Raw genomic sequence first — 14,932 nt, forward strand, 5'->3', positions numbered from 1 at the left:
TCTCGTTCGAAGTCGGGGGGTCAGGAGTCGGAGAGCGAGCCGCCGCAGCGGTAGAACCCGGTGACCAGCGTGTCGATCGCGGTCTTCGCCGAGTCGGAGACCTCGCCGAGCGCATAGACGGCGAAGGTCAGCACGGTGCCGTCCTGCGCGGTGACGACGCCGGCGAGGGTGTAGCCGGTGTCGATCCAGCCGGTCTTGGCCAGCACCGCACCGTCGGCGACGGCGTTGTCGCCTGCGAAGCGGTCGGCGTACGCGAGCGAGCCGGTGCGCCCCGAGACCGGGAGTCCGTCGAGGACGATGCCGAGCTCGCCCTCCCTGGCCTTGACCTTGCGCAGCAGCGAGGTGAAGTAGGCGGGGGCGACCGCGTTGTCGTCGCTCAGGCCCGAGCCGTCGGCGATCGTGATGCCGGCCGTGTCCACTCCGTAGCCGGCCAGACCCTGCAGGACGCCGGCCTGCTCGGCGCCGAAGTCGTTGCCGGCCCCGGTGCGGATCGCGACGAGTCGCGCGAGCATCTCGGCGATCGCGTTGTCCGACACGAGCAGCATCTGCTGCACGAGGTCGCGCACCGGTGCCGACTCGACCGTGCCGAGCACCGCCGCACCCGCCGGGGCCGTTCCGGTCGAGATCGCGGGATCGCCCGAGAGCTCGGCGGCGAACGCCGTGCCGGCGCGCCCGACGGGATCGGTGCCGCGCGTCGAGGTCGAGGCCGTCGGATCCGCGCGGTCGCCGTCGACCTGCAGCGCCGTGATCTCGGGCATGTAGCCGTCGGTCTGCTCCTTGCGGTTCCAGCTCGGCTGCCAGGTGTCGCCCGAGTAGAGGGAGGCGTCGAGGACGACCGACGTGATCGACGTGCCGGCCGTCGACGGGTCGGCGTCCCACGCGCGCTCGACCTGCGCGGCGAGATCGTCGAGGTGCGCGGCTCCGGTGTAGAACGACTCCTGCCCGCTCGGCAGGCGGCTGAGCGTCAGGTCTCCCCCGCCGACGAGCACGATGCTCCCCGGTTCGGCGCCGCGGACGACGGTCGTGGCGATCCGGGTGTCGGGGCCGAGCACCGCGAGCGCCGAGGCCGCGGTCAGGATCTTGAGCGCCGAGGCCGTCCGCGAGGCCGTCCCACCCCCGCGATCGAAGAGCACCTCGCCCGTCGCCGCATCGACCACGCGGGCCTGCATCGACCCCAGGCGCGGATCGGCGGCCGACTCCACGACGGAGCAGGTGCGCAGCGCCTCGGCCGTCGCGGCTCCGGTCGGTCGCGCCGTCGGGGTCGGAGTGGGAGTGGGCGTGCTCGAGATCGTCGGGGCCGAGGCGGTCGGCGCGATCGTCGACGAGGCGTTCCGCCCGAGCGCCGTCCCCGCGCCGAAAGCACCCGCAGCCAGGAGGGCGAGAGCCAGCACCGCCGCGGCCACGAGGAGCCACGGCCTGCGTCGGGGAGGCGTGTCGGTCATCCGTCCCAGGGTAGCCGCGCCTCCCGGGCGAGCCCTGGGCCTCACCGCGGCGCGGGGAGGACGGGCCCGCGATCAGGGCTGTGGAGGATCGACCGCGGAGGAGGCCCCGCTGCAAGGAGGGGAACTGCTGCGAGGAGGGGAGACGGAGCCGCCTGTCGGAATCGAACCGACGACCTTCTCATTACGAGTGAGACGCTCTACCGACTGAGCTAAGGCGGCGTGCACGCGAGGCAGGCCCCGGACACGATTACACAGCATAGCCTGCTCGCGGACGGACGTGCGCACCGGTGGCGGCGCCGTGACGAAGGCCTCAGGACAGAGCGGCGCGCAGCTCGTCGAAGGAGCGGGCCGCGAGCCCCGGGAGGGCGTCGCGACCGTCGTGGTCGACCCAGCCCGCCCAGGCGTGCCGCATGGCGGCCAGACCCAGGAGGGTCAGCATCCGCGCGCGGTTCACGACACGCTCCGGGTCCGACTCGTCCCGCCGGATCCGCTCGGCGACCAGCCCTTCGACCGCGACCTCGAACTCGCGCATCCCGGCGATCTTGAGGCCGACGAGGTGCGGGTGGTCGCGGAAGAGCGCGCGGCGGAGCAGGTGCAGCTCGCGGTCCTCCTCCAGCGGCTCCTCCATCGCGGCGACGAACACCGGCTGGAGGTCGTCGAGGATCGGCCCGGTGCCCTCGAGGAACGTCGCCGCCGTCTCGTCGGTGATCGCCGGGAGCCCGCCCACCAGGGCGTCCTCCTTCGAGGTGAAGTAGTTGAAGAAGGTGCGGGTCGAGACGTCGGCGAGCCGGGAGACGTCCTCGATGGTGACCCGGTCGGGGCCGCGCTCGCTCGCAAGCCGGAGCACCGCGATCTCGATGCTGCGACGCGTGGCGATCCGCTTGCGCTCCCGGAGCCCCGGCTGCTCGCGCGCCGCGCTCTCTATCGGGGTCCGCGCGGCTCGACGGCCCTGTTCGCTCAGCATCGGGGATCCTCCTCGGGAACGACGCCCTCGAGCAGATACGCGTCGACCGCGTCGTTCACGCACGAGTTCGACTTGTTGTAGGCGGTGTGGCCCTCGCCCGTGTAGGTGACGAGGTGGCCGTCGGCGAGCTGGCCGGCGAGGGCCTGCGCCCAGACGTAGGGGGTCGCGGGGTCGTTGGTCGTGCCGACGACCAGGATCGGCGCGGCACCGTCGGCCGCGATGGGCTCGCGCGAGCCCTCGAAGGCCACCGGCCACTCGCTGCAGAGGATGTCGCCGTAGGCCATGTAGCGTCCGATCGTGGGCGCCGCCTCCTCGAGGGCGGCCGCGTCGGCGCGCATCGCCGCGGTGTCTCCGTCGTACGCGTAGTCGACGCAGTTGATCGCGAGGAACGCCTCGGTCGCGTTGTCGGTGTAGCGCCCGTCGGCGCCTCGGCCGTTGTACGCATCGGCGTACTGGAAGGCGATCTCGGCCCCGCCCTGCTCGACGTCGGTCAGCATCTCGCTGAGCGCACTCCAGCCCGCGGCGTCGTAGAGCGGGTAGACGATCGCGGTCAGCAGCGTGCTCGATCCGAGCTGCCGCCCATCGGCCGCGCGGATCGGCGAGGCGTCGACGGTGTCGAGCAGCTCGCGCACCTCGGCCAGGCCGTCGTCGACCGATCCGGTGAAGGGGCAGTCGTCCGAGCCGAGGCAGTCGGTGACGTAGGCGCGCAGGGCGCTCTCGAACCCCTTCGCCTGCTCGCGGACCACGTCGAGCGAGGAGGCGGCCGGGTCGATCGCGCCGTCGAGCACGAGGCGGCCGACGCGGTCGGGGAAGAGCCCCGCGTAGGTCGCGCCGAGGAAGGTGCCGTAGGAGTAGCCGAGGTAGTTCAGCGTCTCGTCGCCGAGCGCGGCGCGGAGCACGTCGAGATCGCGCGCCGCGTTCGGCGTGCCCACCTCGCCGAGCAGAGCGCCGGTGCGCTCCTGGCAGGCGGCGGCGAACTCCGCGGAGCCGGCACGCTGGGCGGCGATCCACTCGTCTCCGCCGCGCTCGCCCGGCACGATGTCGTAGAGGTAGGAGTCGAGCCCGGCGTCGTCGAGGCACGACACGGCGCTCGAGGCGCCGACTCCGCGCGGGTCGAAGCCGACGATGTCGTAGTCGGCCGCGAGCTCCTCGTCGACCGCGTAGTCGGCGCTGTCGCGGATGAAGTCGACCCCCGAGCCGCCCGGTCCGCCCGGGTTGACGAGGAGGGAGCCGAGGGCGGTGCCGCTGGTCGCCGGCCGGCGCACCAGGGCGATCGTCGCGGTCTCGCCGGCGGGGTCGCTCCAGTCGAGCGGTACGGTCGCGTCGGTGCACTGGGCGCCCTCGCCGCAGTCGTCCCACACGAGGACCTGGCCGTAGTAGGGCTCGAGATCGGCGGCGACGGCCTGCGGGGCGGGTGTCGACGTGCGCTCGGCCGAGGGTCCTCCGGGCGCGAAGCAGGCGGTGAGCAGAGCCGAGACCGCGACGACCACGGCGACCGCCGCACCCCGCCGGGCGCGCCTCACGCGGCCACCGGGCGGCGGGCGGCCACGACGAGCATCGCCTCGAGGGCGAGCACCGGCGAGACGTTGGCGTCGATGCGCTCGCGCGCCTCCTGGACGGCGTCGAGCACCGCGAGCGTGCGCTCGGGAGAGGTCGACTCGGCGATCGCGGTCATCTCGGCGCGGACCTCCTCGTTGATGACCCCGCCCGGCGCACCGAGCTGGAGGCGGACGATGTCGCGGTAGAGCGACAGCAGATCGACGAGGATGCGGTCGAGACCGTCGCGGAGGCTGCGCGTCGCGCGCCGCTTCTGGTCCTCCTCGAGCGCCCGGAGCTGCGACCGCAGCTGGGCGGGGACCGTGCCGCCCGCCTCGACGCCGAGGGAGCGCAGCGCCTGCTGCCGCTCGACCTCGTCACGCTCGAGCGTGATCGCCTTCGCGTCGTCGGTGGCGACCTCGATGAGCCGGGCGGCGCCGAGGACGGCGTCCGACACTCCGCGCAGACCGAGGGCGATCCGGAGGGTCTCGTCGCGTCGCTCCTGTGCATTGGCGTTCGTGGCGAGGCGGTGCGCCATGCCGATGTGGCTCTGCGCCTGGCGGGCGGCGCGCTCGGCGGTCGCGGCATCGACTCCGTCGCGGCGCTCGAGCAGCCCGGCGACATCGTCGACGCTCGGGACCCGGAGGCGCACGGAGCGCACCCGCGAGCGGATCGTCGGCAGCAGATCGGCCTCGCTCGGGGCGCAGAGGATCCAGACGGTGCGCTCCGGCGGCTCCTCGAGCGCCTTCAGGAGGACGTTGGAGGTGCGCTCGGCCATGCGGTCGGCGTCCTCGATGACCATCACGCGGTAGCGCGACACCGAGGGCGAGTACTGCGAGCTCGCGACCAGGCGCCGCACCTCGTCGATCGAGATGATCACGCGCTCGGTGCTGAGGTCGGAGAGGTCGGGGTGCGACCGCGCCGCCACCTGCCGGCAGTCGGGGCACTCGCCGCAGCCGCCGCGACGGCACAGCAGAGCGGAGGCGAAGGCGTAGGCGAGGTTGGAGCGCCCTGATCCGGGCGGGCCGGTGATCAGCCACGAGTGCGTCATCGCGGACGACTCGCGACCGCGCTCGTCGCGGGGGGTCGAGGCGTCCTGCAGGGCGCCGATGGCGTGCTCCTGCCCGACGAGCTGGCTCCAGACGGTCACGGGATCAGGCTAGCCGCGAGCACTGACAGCGGGCCGATCGTCGAGCAGCCCGGCGACGCGCTCGCGGACCGACTCGGCGATCTGCTCGATCGCCAGACTCGCGTCGACGACCAGGAACCGCGCGGGATCGGCTTCGGCGATCGCGAGGAAGGCGCGGCGCACCCGCTCGTGGAACTCCTCCTTCTCGGCCTCGAGCCGATCGAAGCGGGTGCGGGCGGCGTCGAGCCTCGTCCGGGCCGCCGCGGGGTCGAGGTCGAGGAGCACCGTCAGATCGGGACGCAGATCGTGGGTCGCCCACTCCGACAGCGTGCGGACCTCGCCCGCGTCGAGCACGCGTCCGGCGCCCTGGTAGGCGACGGAGGAGTCGATGTAGCGGTCCTGGATCACCACGTCGCCGCGCTCGAGTGCCGGGCGGACCAGGGTTCCGATGTGCTGTGCGCGGTCGGCGGCGTAGAGCAGGGCCTCGGCGCGCGGATCGATCTCGCCGCGGTGGTGCAGGACGATCTCGCGGATCTGCACGCCCACCTCGGTGCCGCCGGGCTCCCGGGTGCGCACGACGGCGCGACCCCGCGAGCCCAGCCACTCCTCGAGCAGCCGGGCCTGCGTGGTCTTGCCCGCTCCGTCCCCGCCCTCGAGGGTGACGAACAGCCCGGTCACGACTCCGTCGCGCCCGTCGTCTCCGCCGGCTTCTTCGCTGCCGGCTTCCTGGCGGTCGTGCGCGCGGCGGGGGCCTTGGCGGTTGTGGTCTTCGCCGCGGTGGTCTTGGCCGCCGTCGTCTTGGCCGCGGTGGTCTTCGCCGCTGTCGTCTTGGCCGCCGTCGTCTTGGCCGCAGTCGTCTTCGCGGCAGGAGCCTTCGCCGCGGTGGTCTTCGCGGCGGGCTTCTTCGCGGGAGCCCGCTTGACCGGGGCCTTCTTCGCCGGTCCCTTCGCGCGCTTGTCGGCGAGCATCTGGACCGCCTGCTCGAAGTCGATCTCCTCGATCGTCTGCGTCTTGGGGATCGTGACGTTCGTCTCGCCGTCGGTCACGTAGGCGCCGAACCGGCCGTCGCGGATACGGATCGGCTTGCCGCTGACCGGATCCGCGTCGAACTCCTTGAGCGCGCTCGACGCCTTGCGGGCGCCGTACTTGGGCTCCGCGAACACCTCGAGGGCGGTCGCGAGGTCGACCTCGAAGATCTGGTCCTCGCTGGTGAGCGACCGGCTGTCGGTCCCCTTCTTGAGGTAGGGACCGTAGCGCCCGTTCTGCGCCGTGATCGGCTCGCCCGACTCCGGGTCCTCACCGACCGTGCGGGGCAGGTCGAGCAGGCGGAGAGCCGTCGCGAGGTCGATCGACGCGACGTCCATCGACTTGAACAGGGAGGAGGTGCGCGGCTTGACGACCGCCGGCTTCTTCGCGCCGCGCTTCGCGGGGGCGGGCTCGACGACCTCGCCCGTCGCGGGATCGGCGGCCGTGTCGGGCTCGGGGTCGGTCTCGGTCACGTACGGACCGAAGCGGCCGTCCTTCACCACGACGGTCTTGCCGGTGTCGGGGTTGCTGCCGAGGACGCGGTCGGTCTGGACCGGCGCGTCGATCAGCTCCTGCGCCTTGGCGGGAGTGAGCTCGTCGGGGGCGAGCTCGAGCGGGAGGTTCACGCGGCGGGGCGTCTCCTGCCCCTCCTCCTCGGCGACCTCGAGGTAGGGGCCGTACTTGCCGATCCGCAGGGTGATGTCGTCGGTGATCCTGATGGAGTTGATGCTCTTCGCATCGATCTCGCCCAGGTTGTCGACGACGTGGCGGAGGCCGGGGTGCGTGCCGCCGCCGAAGTAGAAGCGGTTGAGCCAGCCGACCCGGTCCTCCTCGCCGCCGGCGATCTTGTCGAGGTCGCCCTCCATCTCGGCGGTGAAGTCGTACTCGACGAGGTCCGAGAAGAAGTCCTCGAGCAGGCGGACCACCGAGAAGGCGATCCAGTTCGGGACGAGCGCGGTCCCGCGCGGGGTGACGTAGCCGCGGTCGACGATGGTCGAGATGATCGATGCGTAGGTCGAGGGGCGCCCGATCCCCAGCTCTTCGAGCGACTTGACGAGGCTCGCCTCGGTGTAGCGCGGGGGCGGCGAGGTCTCGTGGCCCTTCGCCTCGACGTCGGTGACGACCAGGCTCTGGCCGACCTCGAGCACGGGGAGCTTCGCGTCCTTGTCGTCGCGGGCGCCGTGGCGCTCCTCGTCGCGACCCTCCTCGTAGGCGAGGAGGAAACCGCGGAAGGTGATGACCGTTCCGGAGGCGGTGAACTCGGCGACGGTGGCGGTGTCCCCGGCCGGGTGCGCCTCGAGGGTCACCGTCGCGGTGGAGCCCTTGGCATCGGCCATCTGCGAGGCGACGGTGCGCTTCCAGATGAGCTCGTAGAGGCGCAGGTCGTTGCCGCGCAGCGTTCCCGACAGCTGGTCGGGCGTGCGGAACGTCTCGCCGGCGGGGCGGATAGCCTCGTGCGCCTCCTGGGCGCTCTTGTTCTTGCCCGAGTACATCCGCGGCTTGTCGGGCACCGTCTCGGCGCCGTAGAGCGCGGTCGCCTGCGAGCGGGCGGCGTTGAGCGCCTGCTGCGAGAGGTTCGGCGAGTCCGTCCTCATGTAGGTGATGAAGCCGTTCTCGTAGAGCGACTGCGCGACGCTCATCGTCTGCCGGGCCGAGAAGCGGAGCTTGCGCGCCGCCTCCTGCTGGAGCGTCGACGTGGTGAACGGGGCCGCGGGACGACGGGAGTAGGGCTTGGACTCGAGGTTCGAGACGCGCACCGTGGTGGCGGAGTCGCGCAGTGCGTCGGCGAGGGAGGCGGCGGACGCCTCGTCGAGGACGGTCACGTCGCCCTTGAGCTGTCCGCGGTCGTCGAAGTCGCGGCCGCTTCCGACGCGCTTGCCGTCCAGGCGCGCCAGGCGGGCGTCGAACGCCGCCGAGGCGTCGGACTCGGGGGCGAGCACGGTGGCCAGATCCCAGTAGCTCGCCGACACGAAGGCGAGGCGCTCGCGCTCGCGGTCGACGACGAGCCGGGTCGCAGCGGACTGCACGCGGCCGGCCGAGAGGCCCGGGCCCACCTTGCGCCACAGCACCGGCGAGATCTCGTACCCGTAGAGGCGGTCGAGGATCCGGCGGGTCTCCTGGGCGTCGACGAGGGAGGTGTCGATGTCGCGGGTGTTCTCGCGCGCCTTCTGGATGGCGTCCTTGGTGATCTCGTGGAAGACCATGCGGTGCACGGGGACCTTGGGCTTGAGCTCGTCGAGGAGGTGCCACGCGATGGCCTCGCCCTCGCGGTCCTCATCTGTGGCGAGGTAGAGCTCGTCGGCGTTCTTGAGCGCGCGCTTGAGGTCGGCGACCGTCTTCTTCTTCTGGTCCGAGACGACGTAGTAGGGCTCGAAGCCGTTGTCGACGTCGACCGAGAACTTGCCCAGCGGGCCCTTCTTGAGCTCCGGCGGCAGGTTCTTGGGCTCGATGAGGTCGCGGATGTGGCCGACTGAGGCGAGCACCTCGTACCCGTCGCCCAGGTACTGGGCGATGGTCTTGGCCTTCGCCGGAGACTCGACGATCACCAGCTTCTTCGTGCCGGACACAGTTCTCCTCGATTGATGCTGTCGGTCGGACTGACAGGTGAGTCCGACGGGTCCCCTGCTTCGGGGAGGCGGTGCGCGGCGACCGCTGAGACGACCGTGCAGCCGGTCGCCGTCCGCTGGGACGGTGCCGACTCCGGGTTCACTGTCGGCTTCGGGCGCCCGACAGCCACACCATACACACTGACTCCGGGCGTCACTCCCCGCCGGCGTCTGCCCGGAGGCTGGGAGCGGGCATCGAGCAGCGTGAACGTCGACCGTGCCGGATGCACGCCGCTGGTGACGGCGAGCACCGATCGGCGCATGATGAGGGGCATGGCAATGACGCACACGACCTCGTCCCCTTCCACCGCCGCCTACACCGCGAAGCTCGTCGACGGACCGCTCGAGGGCAAGACCCTCCGGCGCAGCTACGACGGCGCGTCGACCCCCGCCGCGAGACTCGCGATCCCGGGGCCCCGAGCCGGATCCCACTACGTGTACCTCTACTCCGGTGCGCTGGAGCACGACGAGGGGTCGGGCTCCCTCCCGACCGCCGCCGCCTACCGGTACCAGCGGCTCAGCTCCGACTGATCCCCGCGGGTCACGGCGGTGGTCCCGCACGCGACCGCGCCGGGAGCGTCAGTGGCCCTACGGTGATCGCGACCTCGACGGTCGCCACGCCTGCGTCGAGCGCGCACCCCGTGACCTCGGCACCACCCGCTGCCGCGACCAGTGCGGCCGCGGCGCACGGCTCCCCCGCGACCAGGCCGGAGGCGGTGTCGGCCGCCGCGAGCGCCGCCCCGTCGGCCGCGGCCACGGCGCGCTGGTGCGCGACCACCGCACCGCAGCCGCCCAGGACGGCCGCCGTGACGAGCACCGTCGCCGCCACCACCGAGATCGCGACGACCGCAGCGGACCCCTCCTCTCCCGGCCCGGCGACGACGGCCGTCACTGTCCGCCCCCGAGGGCGCACGAGCGGACCGCGACCGGCACGGTGACCGCGGGCAGCGGCCGGAGACTCGCCGCCACGCTCACGCAGACGAGCCCGCCCTCCTCCGCGACCGCGACGGACGCTCCGGCGTCGATGCGCCCCACGGGGACGGCGGCGTCGTCGCCCCGCGCGGCCGATCGCGCGCCGTCCGCCGCGGCGTCGACCAGCCGGACGTACTGGGCCGACGCCGCCACCGACCCCAGGCACAGCGCGAGCACGACCACCACGGCGGGGAGGACGACCGCGAACTCCGCGGTCGCCGATCCCTCCGCCGCGGCCAGGCGACGCAGGACACCGCGCGCGGCTCTCATCCGCCCGAGGTGAGCGCCCGCGTCACCAGGTCGGTGAGGATCCCGCGCACCTCGTCGCCCTTGAGGATCACCACGAGGAGACCGGCGAATCCCACCGCGGCCATGGTCGCGATCGCGTACTCGGCGGTGGCCGACCCCTCCTCGTCGGCGAGGTGGGCGAGGAGCCCACCGCTTCCTCGTCCGCCCGACGGCGTACACGGGCCCTGCCACCGTCGTGCGACCGCACTGCCCGCCCGATCGCCGCCTCCCTCTCTACCCGCCCCGTTCCTTCCGACCTGCTCCACCCGAGTTCCGTCCATCAGAGTCCGCTCCATCTCCGCCCCGTTCGCCCCGTCCCTCGAGGATCGCCGAGTCCGCGCACCCCCGGGTCGGAGGACAGCGGAACGGTGCAGAACCTCGACGCGAGGTTCCTGTGGAGGGCGGCGACGCCACCCTCACGCCTCGACCGCGAACGTCGACAGCAGCACCGAGATCACGAGCGGCGCCACCCCGAGCAGGAGGAACGCCGGCAGCACGCACACCCCGAGCGGGAGCATCAGGGTCACGCCGAGTCTCGCCGCGCGCTCCCTCGCCCGCCCCGCCGCGCGCACCCGCGTCAGTGCCGCCTCGCTCCGCAGCAGACGACCGGCGGGCACTCCCGCGGCCGACGACAGGGCCAGCACCGGATCGGCGCCCTCGAGCGCCCGCGGACCGGCACCGAGCCCGCACTCGGCGAGCGCCGACACGACGTGCTCGCGGGCGCGGTCGACCGCTCCGCCGCCCGCCAGAGCGACCGCGAGCAGATCGAGTGCCAGCCCGGGCGCCGGGTCGCCGGGATCCGCACCCCGGACGAGGCGCCTGGTCCACAGCTGAGCGGCGAGCATCAGCACGCCGCCGCCACCGAGGCAGACGAGACCCGGGGCCGTGCCGACCAGCACTCCTGCGACGTCGAAGCCGAGCAGGCTGCCGAAGCCGAGGGCCACCAGAGGCAGGGCGCTCACGACGCGTCCGGTCGCGGCGGGCCCGGCGAGCGCGACGTCGATGTCGCGCCGCGCCCTGGCGAGCTCGCGCAGCGACTCCGCCAGCTCGCCGAGGGCCGCGGCGATCGGCGCTCCCGAATCGGTCGCCACGCGCCAGGCCGCGGCGAGCGCCGCCCACCCCGCCTCCTCTTCCCCGTCCCGCCTCCGACGTCGCTGGCGGCGCCCTCGCGAGGCCGGCGGGCCGCGGAGGATCGCCGCGGTCACGTCCTCCCCGCGCGCCGCATCGAGCGCGACGGCACGCAGGAGTCGGCGTCGCCCCGCGGCTCCGGGCGCGGTCGACATCGCCGACGACGCCAGATGCTCGAACGCCGACCCGGGCGCCACTCCCGACGAGAGCAGGACGGCGAGGCGGTGGACGACGGCGGCGACCTCGTCGAGCCCGTCCTGCCGCCTCACGCCGCCGACCTCGAGCGGCGCGGCAGAGCGCCCTCCTCGATCCGCAGCCGGCCGCCCGGGTCGAGAGCGAACCGGCCCCACGACGCCAGGCGCCGCCTCCCGTCGCTCCGCTCGAGGTGCAGCACAAGATCGATCGCACTCACCGTCTGGCGGGCGATCGCCTCCTGCCCCATCCCCGCGAGGGCGCCGAGCGCCTCGAGCCGGGCGGGCACGTCGGCGAGGGAGTTCGCATGGAGCGTGCCCGCCCCGCCGTCGTGCCCGGTGTTCAGCGCCGAGAGCAGCTCCCGCAGCTCGACCCCGCGGCACTCGCCGAGGACGAGACGATCGGGACGCATCCGCAGCGCCTCGCGGACGAGGCGGTCGAGACCGATCGCGCCGGCTCCCTCCAGGTTCGGCTGCCTCGACTCGAGGGCGACGAAGTGCGGGTGCGCGGGACGCAGCTCGCCGACGTCCTCGATCGCGATGATGCGCTCGTGCGGCGGCGCGAAGCCGAGGAGCGCGCCGAGGAGGGTGGTCTTGCCCGACCCGCCCGCCCCCGAGATCAACAGGTTCCAGCGCGCGTCGACCGCGCCGCGGAGGAGCTGCCTGCCCGGCTCGTCGAGCATCCCCGAGGCGTGCAGCTCGTCGAGGGTCCAGGCGTCGGCGCGGGGCACCCGGACCGAGATGAGGGTCCCGCCGGTGGCGATCGGCGGGAGCACGACGTGCACGCGGACGCCGTGCCGGAGGCGGACATCGACGCAGGGACTCGCCTCGTCGACGTGCCGCCCGCCCGCCGCGACCAGCGAGACAGCCAGGCGCCGCGTCCCTGCGGCGTCGAGAGTCCAGGCCGGATCGCGGACCGCACCCCTCCCCCGATCGATCCAGAGCCCGGAGCCGCCGTTGACGAACAGATCGGTGACGGCCGGATCGGCCGCGTACGGTGCGAGGAGGCCGAGCGCCGCGGCTCCCGGCCGGACCGGCCGCTGGAACGCATCGCTCCCACCGCCCGGAGACGGGTCGTCCCGGCGGTAGGCGGCGGGCACACGGGGCACGAAGTCAGCGGTCATGCCGGAACGCTAGGGGCGCACGGGAAGCCGCGGCACGCTCCCCCGTCGATCGGTGGACGGACGCGACGAGGACGCCCTGTGGAGGCGTCCGGCTCGTGCCGCGAGCGCCGGTGCTCGAGCGACAGTCCGTCGGAGGAAGAAGGGGGCGGCACCCATTGGGGGGAACAGGTGCCGCCTCGGCGGCGCGGGATTGGGGGGAATCACTTGCGCCGCTGAGACCGAACTTTCATTCGGCCGTATGAAAGAGTACGTGACCCCGCCCGTTTCGCCAAGCCCGATCGGCGTTCCCGGCGAACTCTTATCCGAAACCGGCCCCACTGCCAGGTTCGGGGGCCGCGCTCGCGGCGTCGGACCCTGGCGCTACGGTGGTCGAGGTCGACCGCGCGGTCGGCGAACGGTGCACTCGCGAAGGAGCGAATCGCAGATGTCCTCTCCACTCGACGACACTCGGGGCCCCGACGACGCGGAGGGCCTCGACGACGTCGGAGCCGCCGCATCGCAGGCCATCGACAACCTCCTGCACGAGGCGCGCCGCTTCCCGCCGCCCGCCGGGTTCGCCGCCGACGCCGTCGCCACCGAGGCGCTGTACGAGCGGGCCGCAGCCGATCGGCTCGGCTTCTGGGCCGAGCAGAGCCGCGAGCTGCTGCACTGGCACCGCCCCTTCACCCGCACCCTCGACTGGAGCGACCCTCCGTTCGCGAAGTGGTTCGACGACGGCGAGCTGAACGTCGCCTACAACTGCCTCGACCGCCACGTCCTCGCCGGCCACGGCGACCGCGTCGCGATCCACTGGGAGGGCGAGCCCGGCGACAGCCGCTCGCTCACCTACTCCGAGCTCACCGCCGAGGTGAAGCGCGCCGCCAATCTCCTCACCAGCCTCGGCGTCCGCGCCGGCGATCGGGTCGCGATCTACCTCCCGATGATCCCGGAGGCGGTCATCGCGATGCTCGCCGTGGCCCGACTGGGTGCGATCCACTCCGTCGTCTTCGGCGGCTTCAGCGCCGAGAGCCTGCGCGCCCGCATCGACGACGCGGAGGCGAAGCTCGTCATCACCGCCGACGGCGGCTGGCGCAAGGGCTCGGTCTTCCCGCTCAAGCCCGCCGTCGACGCCGCCCTCGCCCTGGAGGGCGGCGGATCGAGTGTCGAGCACGTCCTCGTCGTCCGCCGCGGCGGCAACTCCGTCGCGTGGAGCGAGGGCCGCGACCTCTGGTGGCACGAGGAGATGCCGACCGTCGACGCCGACCACGTGGCACGCGCGTTCCCGGCCGAGCAGCCCCTCTTCATCCTCTACACGAGCGGGACCACGGGGAAGCCGAAGGGGATCCTGCACACGAGCGGCGGCTACCTCACCCAGGTCGCGTACACGCACCGCGCGGTCTTCGACCTGCGGCCCGAGAGCGACGTCTACTGGTCCACCGCCGACGTCGGCTGGATCACCGGGCACAGCTACGTCGTCTACGGCCCGCTCAGCAACGGCGCCACCCAGGTCATGTACGAGGGCACCCCCGACACCCCGCACACCGGGCGCTGGTGGGAGATCATCGAGAAGCACGGCGTCAGCATCCTCTACGCCGCCCCCACCGCGATCCGCTCCTTCATGAAGCTCGGCCGGCAGATCCCGCAGCGCTTCGACCTCTCGAGCCTCCGGCTGCTCGGCTCGGTCGGCGAGCCCATCAACCCGGAGGCGTGGGTCTGGTACCGCGACGTCATCGGCGGCGGCCGCACCCCCATCGTCGACACCTGGTGGCAGACCGAGACCGGCGCGATCATGGTCTCGCCGCTCCCCGGGGTCACCACGCTCAAGCCGGGCTCCGCCCAGGTGCCCGTCCCCGGGATCTCGATCGACGTCGTCGACGAGAAGGGGCGGCCGGTCGGCGCCGACTCGGGCGGACTCCTCGTCATCACGGAGCCGTGGCCGTCGATGCTCCGCGGCATCTGGGGCGACCCGGAGCGCTACGTCGAGACCTACTGGTCGAAGTTCCCCGGCCGGTACTTCGCCGGAGACGGCGCCCGCCGCGATCGCGACGGCGACCTGTGGCTGCTCGGCCGCGTCGACGACGTGATGAACATCTCGGGGCACCGCCTCTCGACCGCCGAGATCGAGTCGGCGCTCGTCTCGCACCCCGTCGTCGCCGAGGCGGCGGTCGTGGGCGCGGCGGACGAGACGACCGGCCAGGCCGTGGTGGCCTTCGTGATCGCGAAAGCCAGTCAGGCCGAGGCCCTCGCCGCCGGCCACGACGAGCTCGAGGCGACGCTGAAGGCGCACGTCGCCGAGCACATCGGCGCGATCGCGAGGCCCAAGCGGATCTTCATCGTGCAGGAGCTGCCGAAGACGCGCTCGGGCAAGATCATGCGCCGGCTGCTGCGCGACGTCGCGGAGGGTCGGGCCGTCGGCGACACCACGACGCTCGCCGACACGCAGGTCATGTCGGTGATCGCCTCGGCCGTCACGGCCGACTGACGGCCCGCGTCCTGGATCCGTTCGACGCTCCCCGCCCCCTCCGGCGAACCGGAGGGGGCGGGAGC

Annotated in this window: 13 protein-coding genes and 1 tRNA gene; 2 read left to right on the forward strand and 12 right to left on the reverse strand. The window is 73.1% G+C overall.

Going from position 1 to position 14,932, the window contains the following annotated elements; all coding sequences use genetic code 11:
• Positions 1–20: 20 nt before the first annotated feature.
• The 7 genes from dacB to topA form a co-directional block, all read right to left on the reverse strand.
• The gene (gene dacB / locus GRS92_RS14335) at positions 21–1,442 is read right to left on the reverse strand and encodes a D-alanyl-D-alanine carboxypeptidase/D-alanyl-D-alanine endopeptidase (protein ID WP_159857539.1); all 1,422 of its coding nucleotides are present in this window, start codon (positions 1,440–1,442) and stop codon (positions 21–23) included.
• A 146-nt stretch (positions 1,443–1,588) separates the two neighbouring features.
• Positions 1,589–1,661, reverse strand: a tRNA-Thr gene (locus GRS92_RS14340).
• Positions 1,662–1,752: 91 nt separating this feature from the next.
• On the reverse strand, positions 1,753–2,406 hold the full coding sequence (locus GRS92_RS14345; protein WP_159857541.1) for a TetR/AcrR family transcriptional regulator: 654 nt from the start codon (positions 2,404–2,406) through the stop codon (positions 1,753–1,755).
• Complete coding sequence (locus GRS92_RS14350; protein WP_159857546.1) at positions 2,400–3,929, reverse strand: alpha/beta hydrolase; 1,530 nt, start codon at positions 3,927–3,929, stop codon at positions 2,400–2,402. The genes GRS92_RS14345 and GRS92_RS14350 overlap by 7 nt, the downstream gene beginning before the upstream one ends.
• Positions 3,926–5,092, reverse strand: a complete 1,167-nt coding sequence (locus GRS92_RS14355) for a DNA polymerase III subunit delta' (protein WP_159857548.1) — start codon at positions 5,090–5,092, stop codon at positions 3,926–3,928. Before GRS92_RS14355 ends, GRS92_RS14350 begins: the two co-directional genes overlap by 4 nt.
• Positions 5,093–5,101: 9 nt before the next feature.
• Complete coding sequence (gene tmk, locus GRS92_RS14360; protein ID WP_159857550.1) at positions 5,102–5,749, reverse strand: dTMP kinase; 648 nt, start codon at positions 5,747–5,749, stop codon at positions 5,102–5,104.
• The gene (gene topA / locus GRS92_RS14365; protein ID WP_159857552.1) at positions 5,746–8,664 is read right to left on the reverse strand and encodes a type I DNA topoisomerase; all 2,919 of its coding nucleotides are present in this window, start codon (positions 8,662–8,664) and stop codon (positions 5,746–5,748) included. The genes tmk and topA overlap by 4 nt, the downstream gene beginning before the upstream one ends.
• A 318-nt stretch (positions 8,665–8,982) precedes the next feature.
• Between topA and GRS92_RS14370 the strand changes: the two genes are divergently transcribed.
• On the forward strand, positions 8,983–9,234 hold the full coding sequence (locus GRS92_RS14370) for a hypothetical protein (RefSeq protein WP_159857630.1): 252 nt from the start codon (positions 8,983–8,985) through the stop codon (positions 9,232–9,234).
• Between the two features lie 10 nt (positions 9,235–9,244).
• Here the strand turns inward: GRS92_RS14370 and GRS92_RS14375 are convergent, their stop codons facing one another.
• The 5 genes from GRS92_RS14375 to GRS92_RS14395 all read right to left on the reverse strand — a co-directional run bounded on the left by GRS92_RS14375 (position 9,245) and on the right by GRS92_RS14395 (position 12,406).
• Positions 9,245–9,595 (reverse strand): Rv3654c family TadE-like protein, encoded by a 351-nt coding sequence (locus tag GRS92_RS14375; protein ID WP_159857554.1) that lies wholly within the window; start codon positions 9,593–9,595, stop codon positions 9,245–9,247.
• Complete coding sequence (locus tag GRS92_RS14380) at positions 9,592–9,945, reverse strand: TadE family type IV pilus minor pilin (protein WP_159857556.1); 354 nt, start codon at positions 9,943–9,945, stop codon at positions 9,592–9,594. Before GRS92_RS14380 ends, GRS92_RS14375 begins: the two co-directional genes overlap by 4 nt.
• Complete coding sequence (locus tag GRS92_RS14385; protein ID WP_159857558.1) at positions 9,942–10,244, reverse strand: DUF4244 domain-containing protein; 303 nt, start codon at positions 10,242–10,244, stop codon at positions 9,942–9,944. Before GRS92_RS14385 ends, GRS92_RS14380 begins: the two co-directional genes overlap by 4 nt.
• Positions 10,245–10,379: 135 nt before the next feature.
• Positions 10,380–11,360, reverse strand: coding sequence for a type II secretion system F family protein (locus tag GRS92_RS14390; protein WP_159857560.1), 981 nt, complete (start codon positions 11,358–11,360; stop codon positions 10,380–10,382).
• Positions 11,357–12,406 carry a TadA family conjugal transfer-associated ATPase gene (locus GRS92_RS14395; RefSeq protein WP_159857562.1) on the reverse strand — a complete coding sequence of 350 codons (1,050 nt, stop codon included), beginning with the start codon at positions 12,404–12,406 and terminating at the stop codon, positions 11,357–11,359. Before GRS92_RS14395 ends, GRS92_RS14390 begins: the two co-directional genes overlap by 4 nt.
• Before the next feature lie 424 nt (positions 12,407–12,830).
• On the opposite strand from GRS92_RS14395, the gene acs reads away from it, so the two are divergent.
• Positions 12,831–14,867: an acetate--CoA ligase gene (gene acs, locus GRS92_RS14400; RefSeq protein ID WP_159857564.1), complete on the forward strand. Its 2,037-nt coding sequence runs from the start codon at positions 12,831–12,833 to the stop codon at positions 14,865–14,867.
• Positions 14,868–14,932 lie beyond the last annotated feature (65 nt).

Origin of the sequence: Rathayibacter sp. VKM Ac-2754 (assembly GCF_009807095.1) — a bacterium.
Classification (GTDB): domain Bacteria; phylum Actinomycetota; class Actinomycetes; order Actinomycetales; family Microbacteriaceae; genus Rathayibacter.

Bases quoted from the DNA above. Each gene is read 5' to 3' on its own strand.
- dacB (WP_159857539.1), bottom strand. From the start codon at position 1,442: ATGACCGACACGCCTCCCCGACGCAGGCCGTGGCTCCTCGTGGCCGCG.
- GRS92_RS14345 (WP_159857541.1), bottom strand. From the start codon at position 2,406: ATGCTGAGCGAACAGGGCCGTCGAGCCGCGCGGACCCCGATAGAGAGC.
- GRS92_RS14370 (WP_159857630.1), top strand. From the start codon at position 8,983: ATGACGCACACGACCTCGTCCCCTTCCACCGCCGCCTACACCGCGAAG.
- GRS92_RS14380 (WP_159857556.1), bottom strand. From the start codon at position 9,945: ATGAGAGCCGCGCGCGGTGTCCTGCGTCGCCTGGCCGCGGCGGAGGGA.
- GRS92_RS14385 (WP_159857558.1), bottom strand. From the start codon at position 10,244: ATGGACGGAACTCGGGTGGAGCAGGTCGGAAGGAACGGGGCGGGTAGA.
- GRS92_RS14395 (WP_159857562.1), bottom strand. From the start codon at position 12,406: ATGACCGCTGACTTCGTGCCCCGTGTGCCCGCCGCCTACCGCCGGGAC.
- acs (WP_159857564.1), top strand. From the start codon at position 12,831: ATGTCCTCTCCACTCGACGACACTCGGGGCCCCGACGACGCGGAGGGC.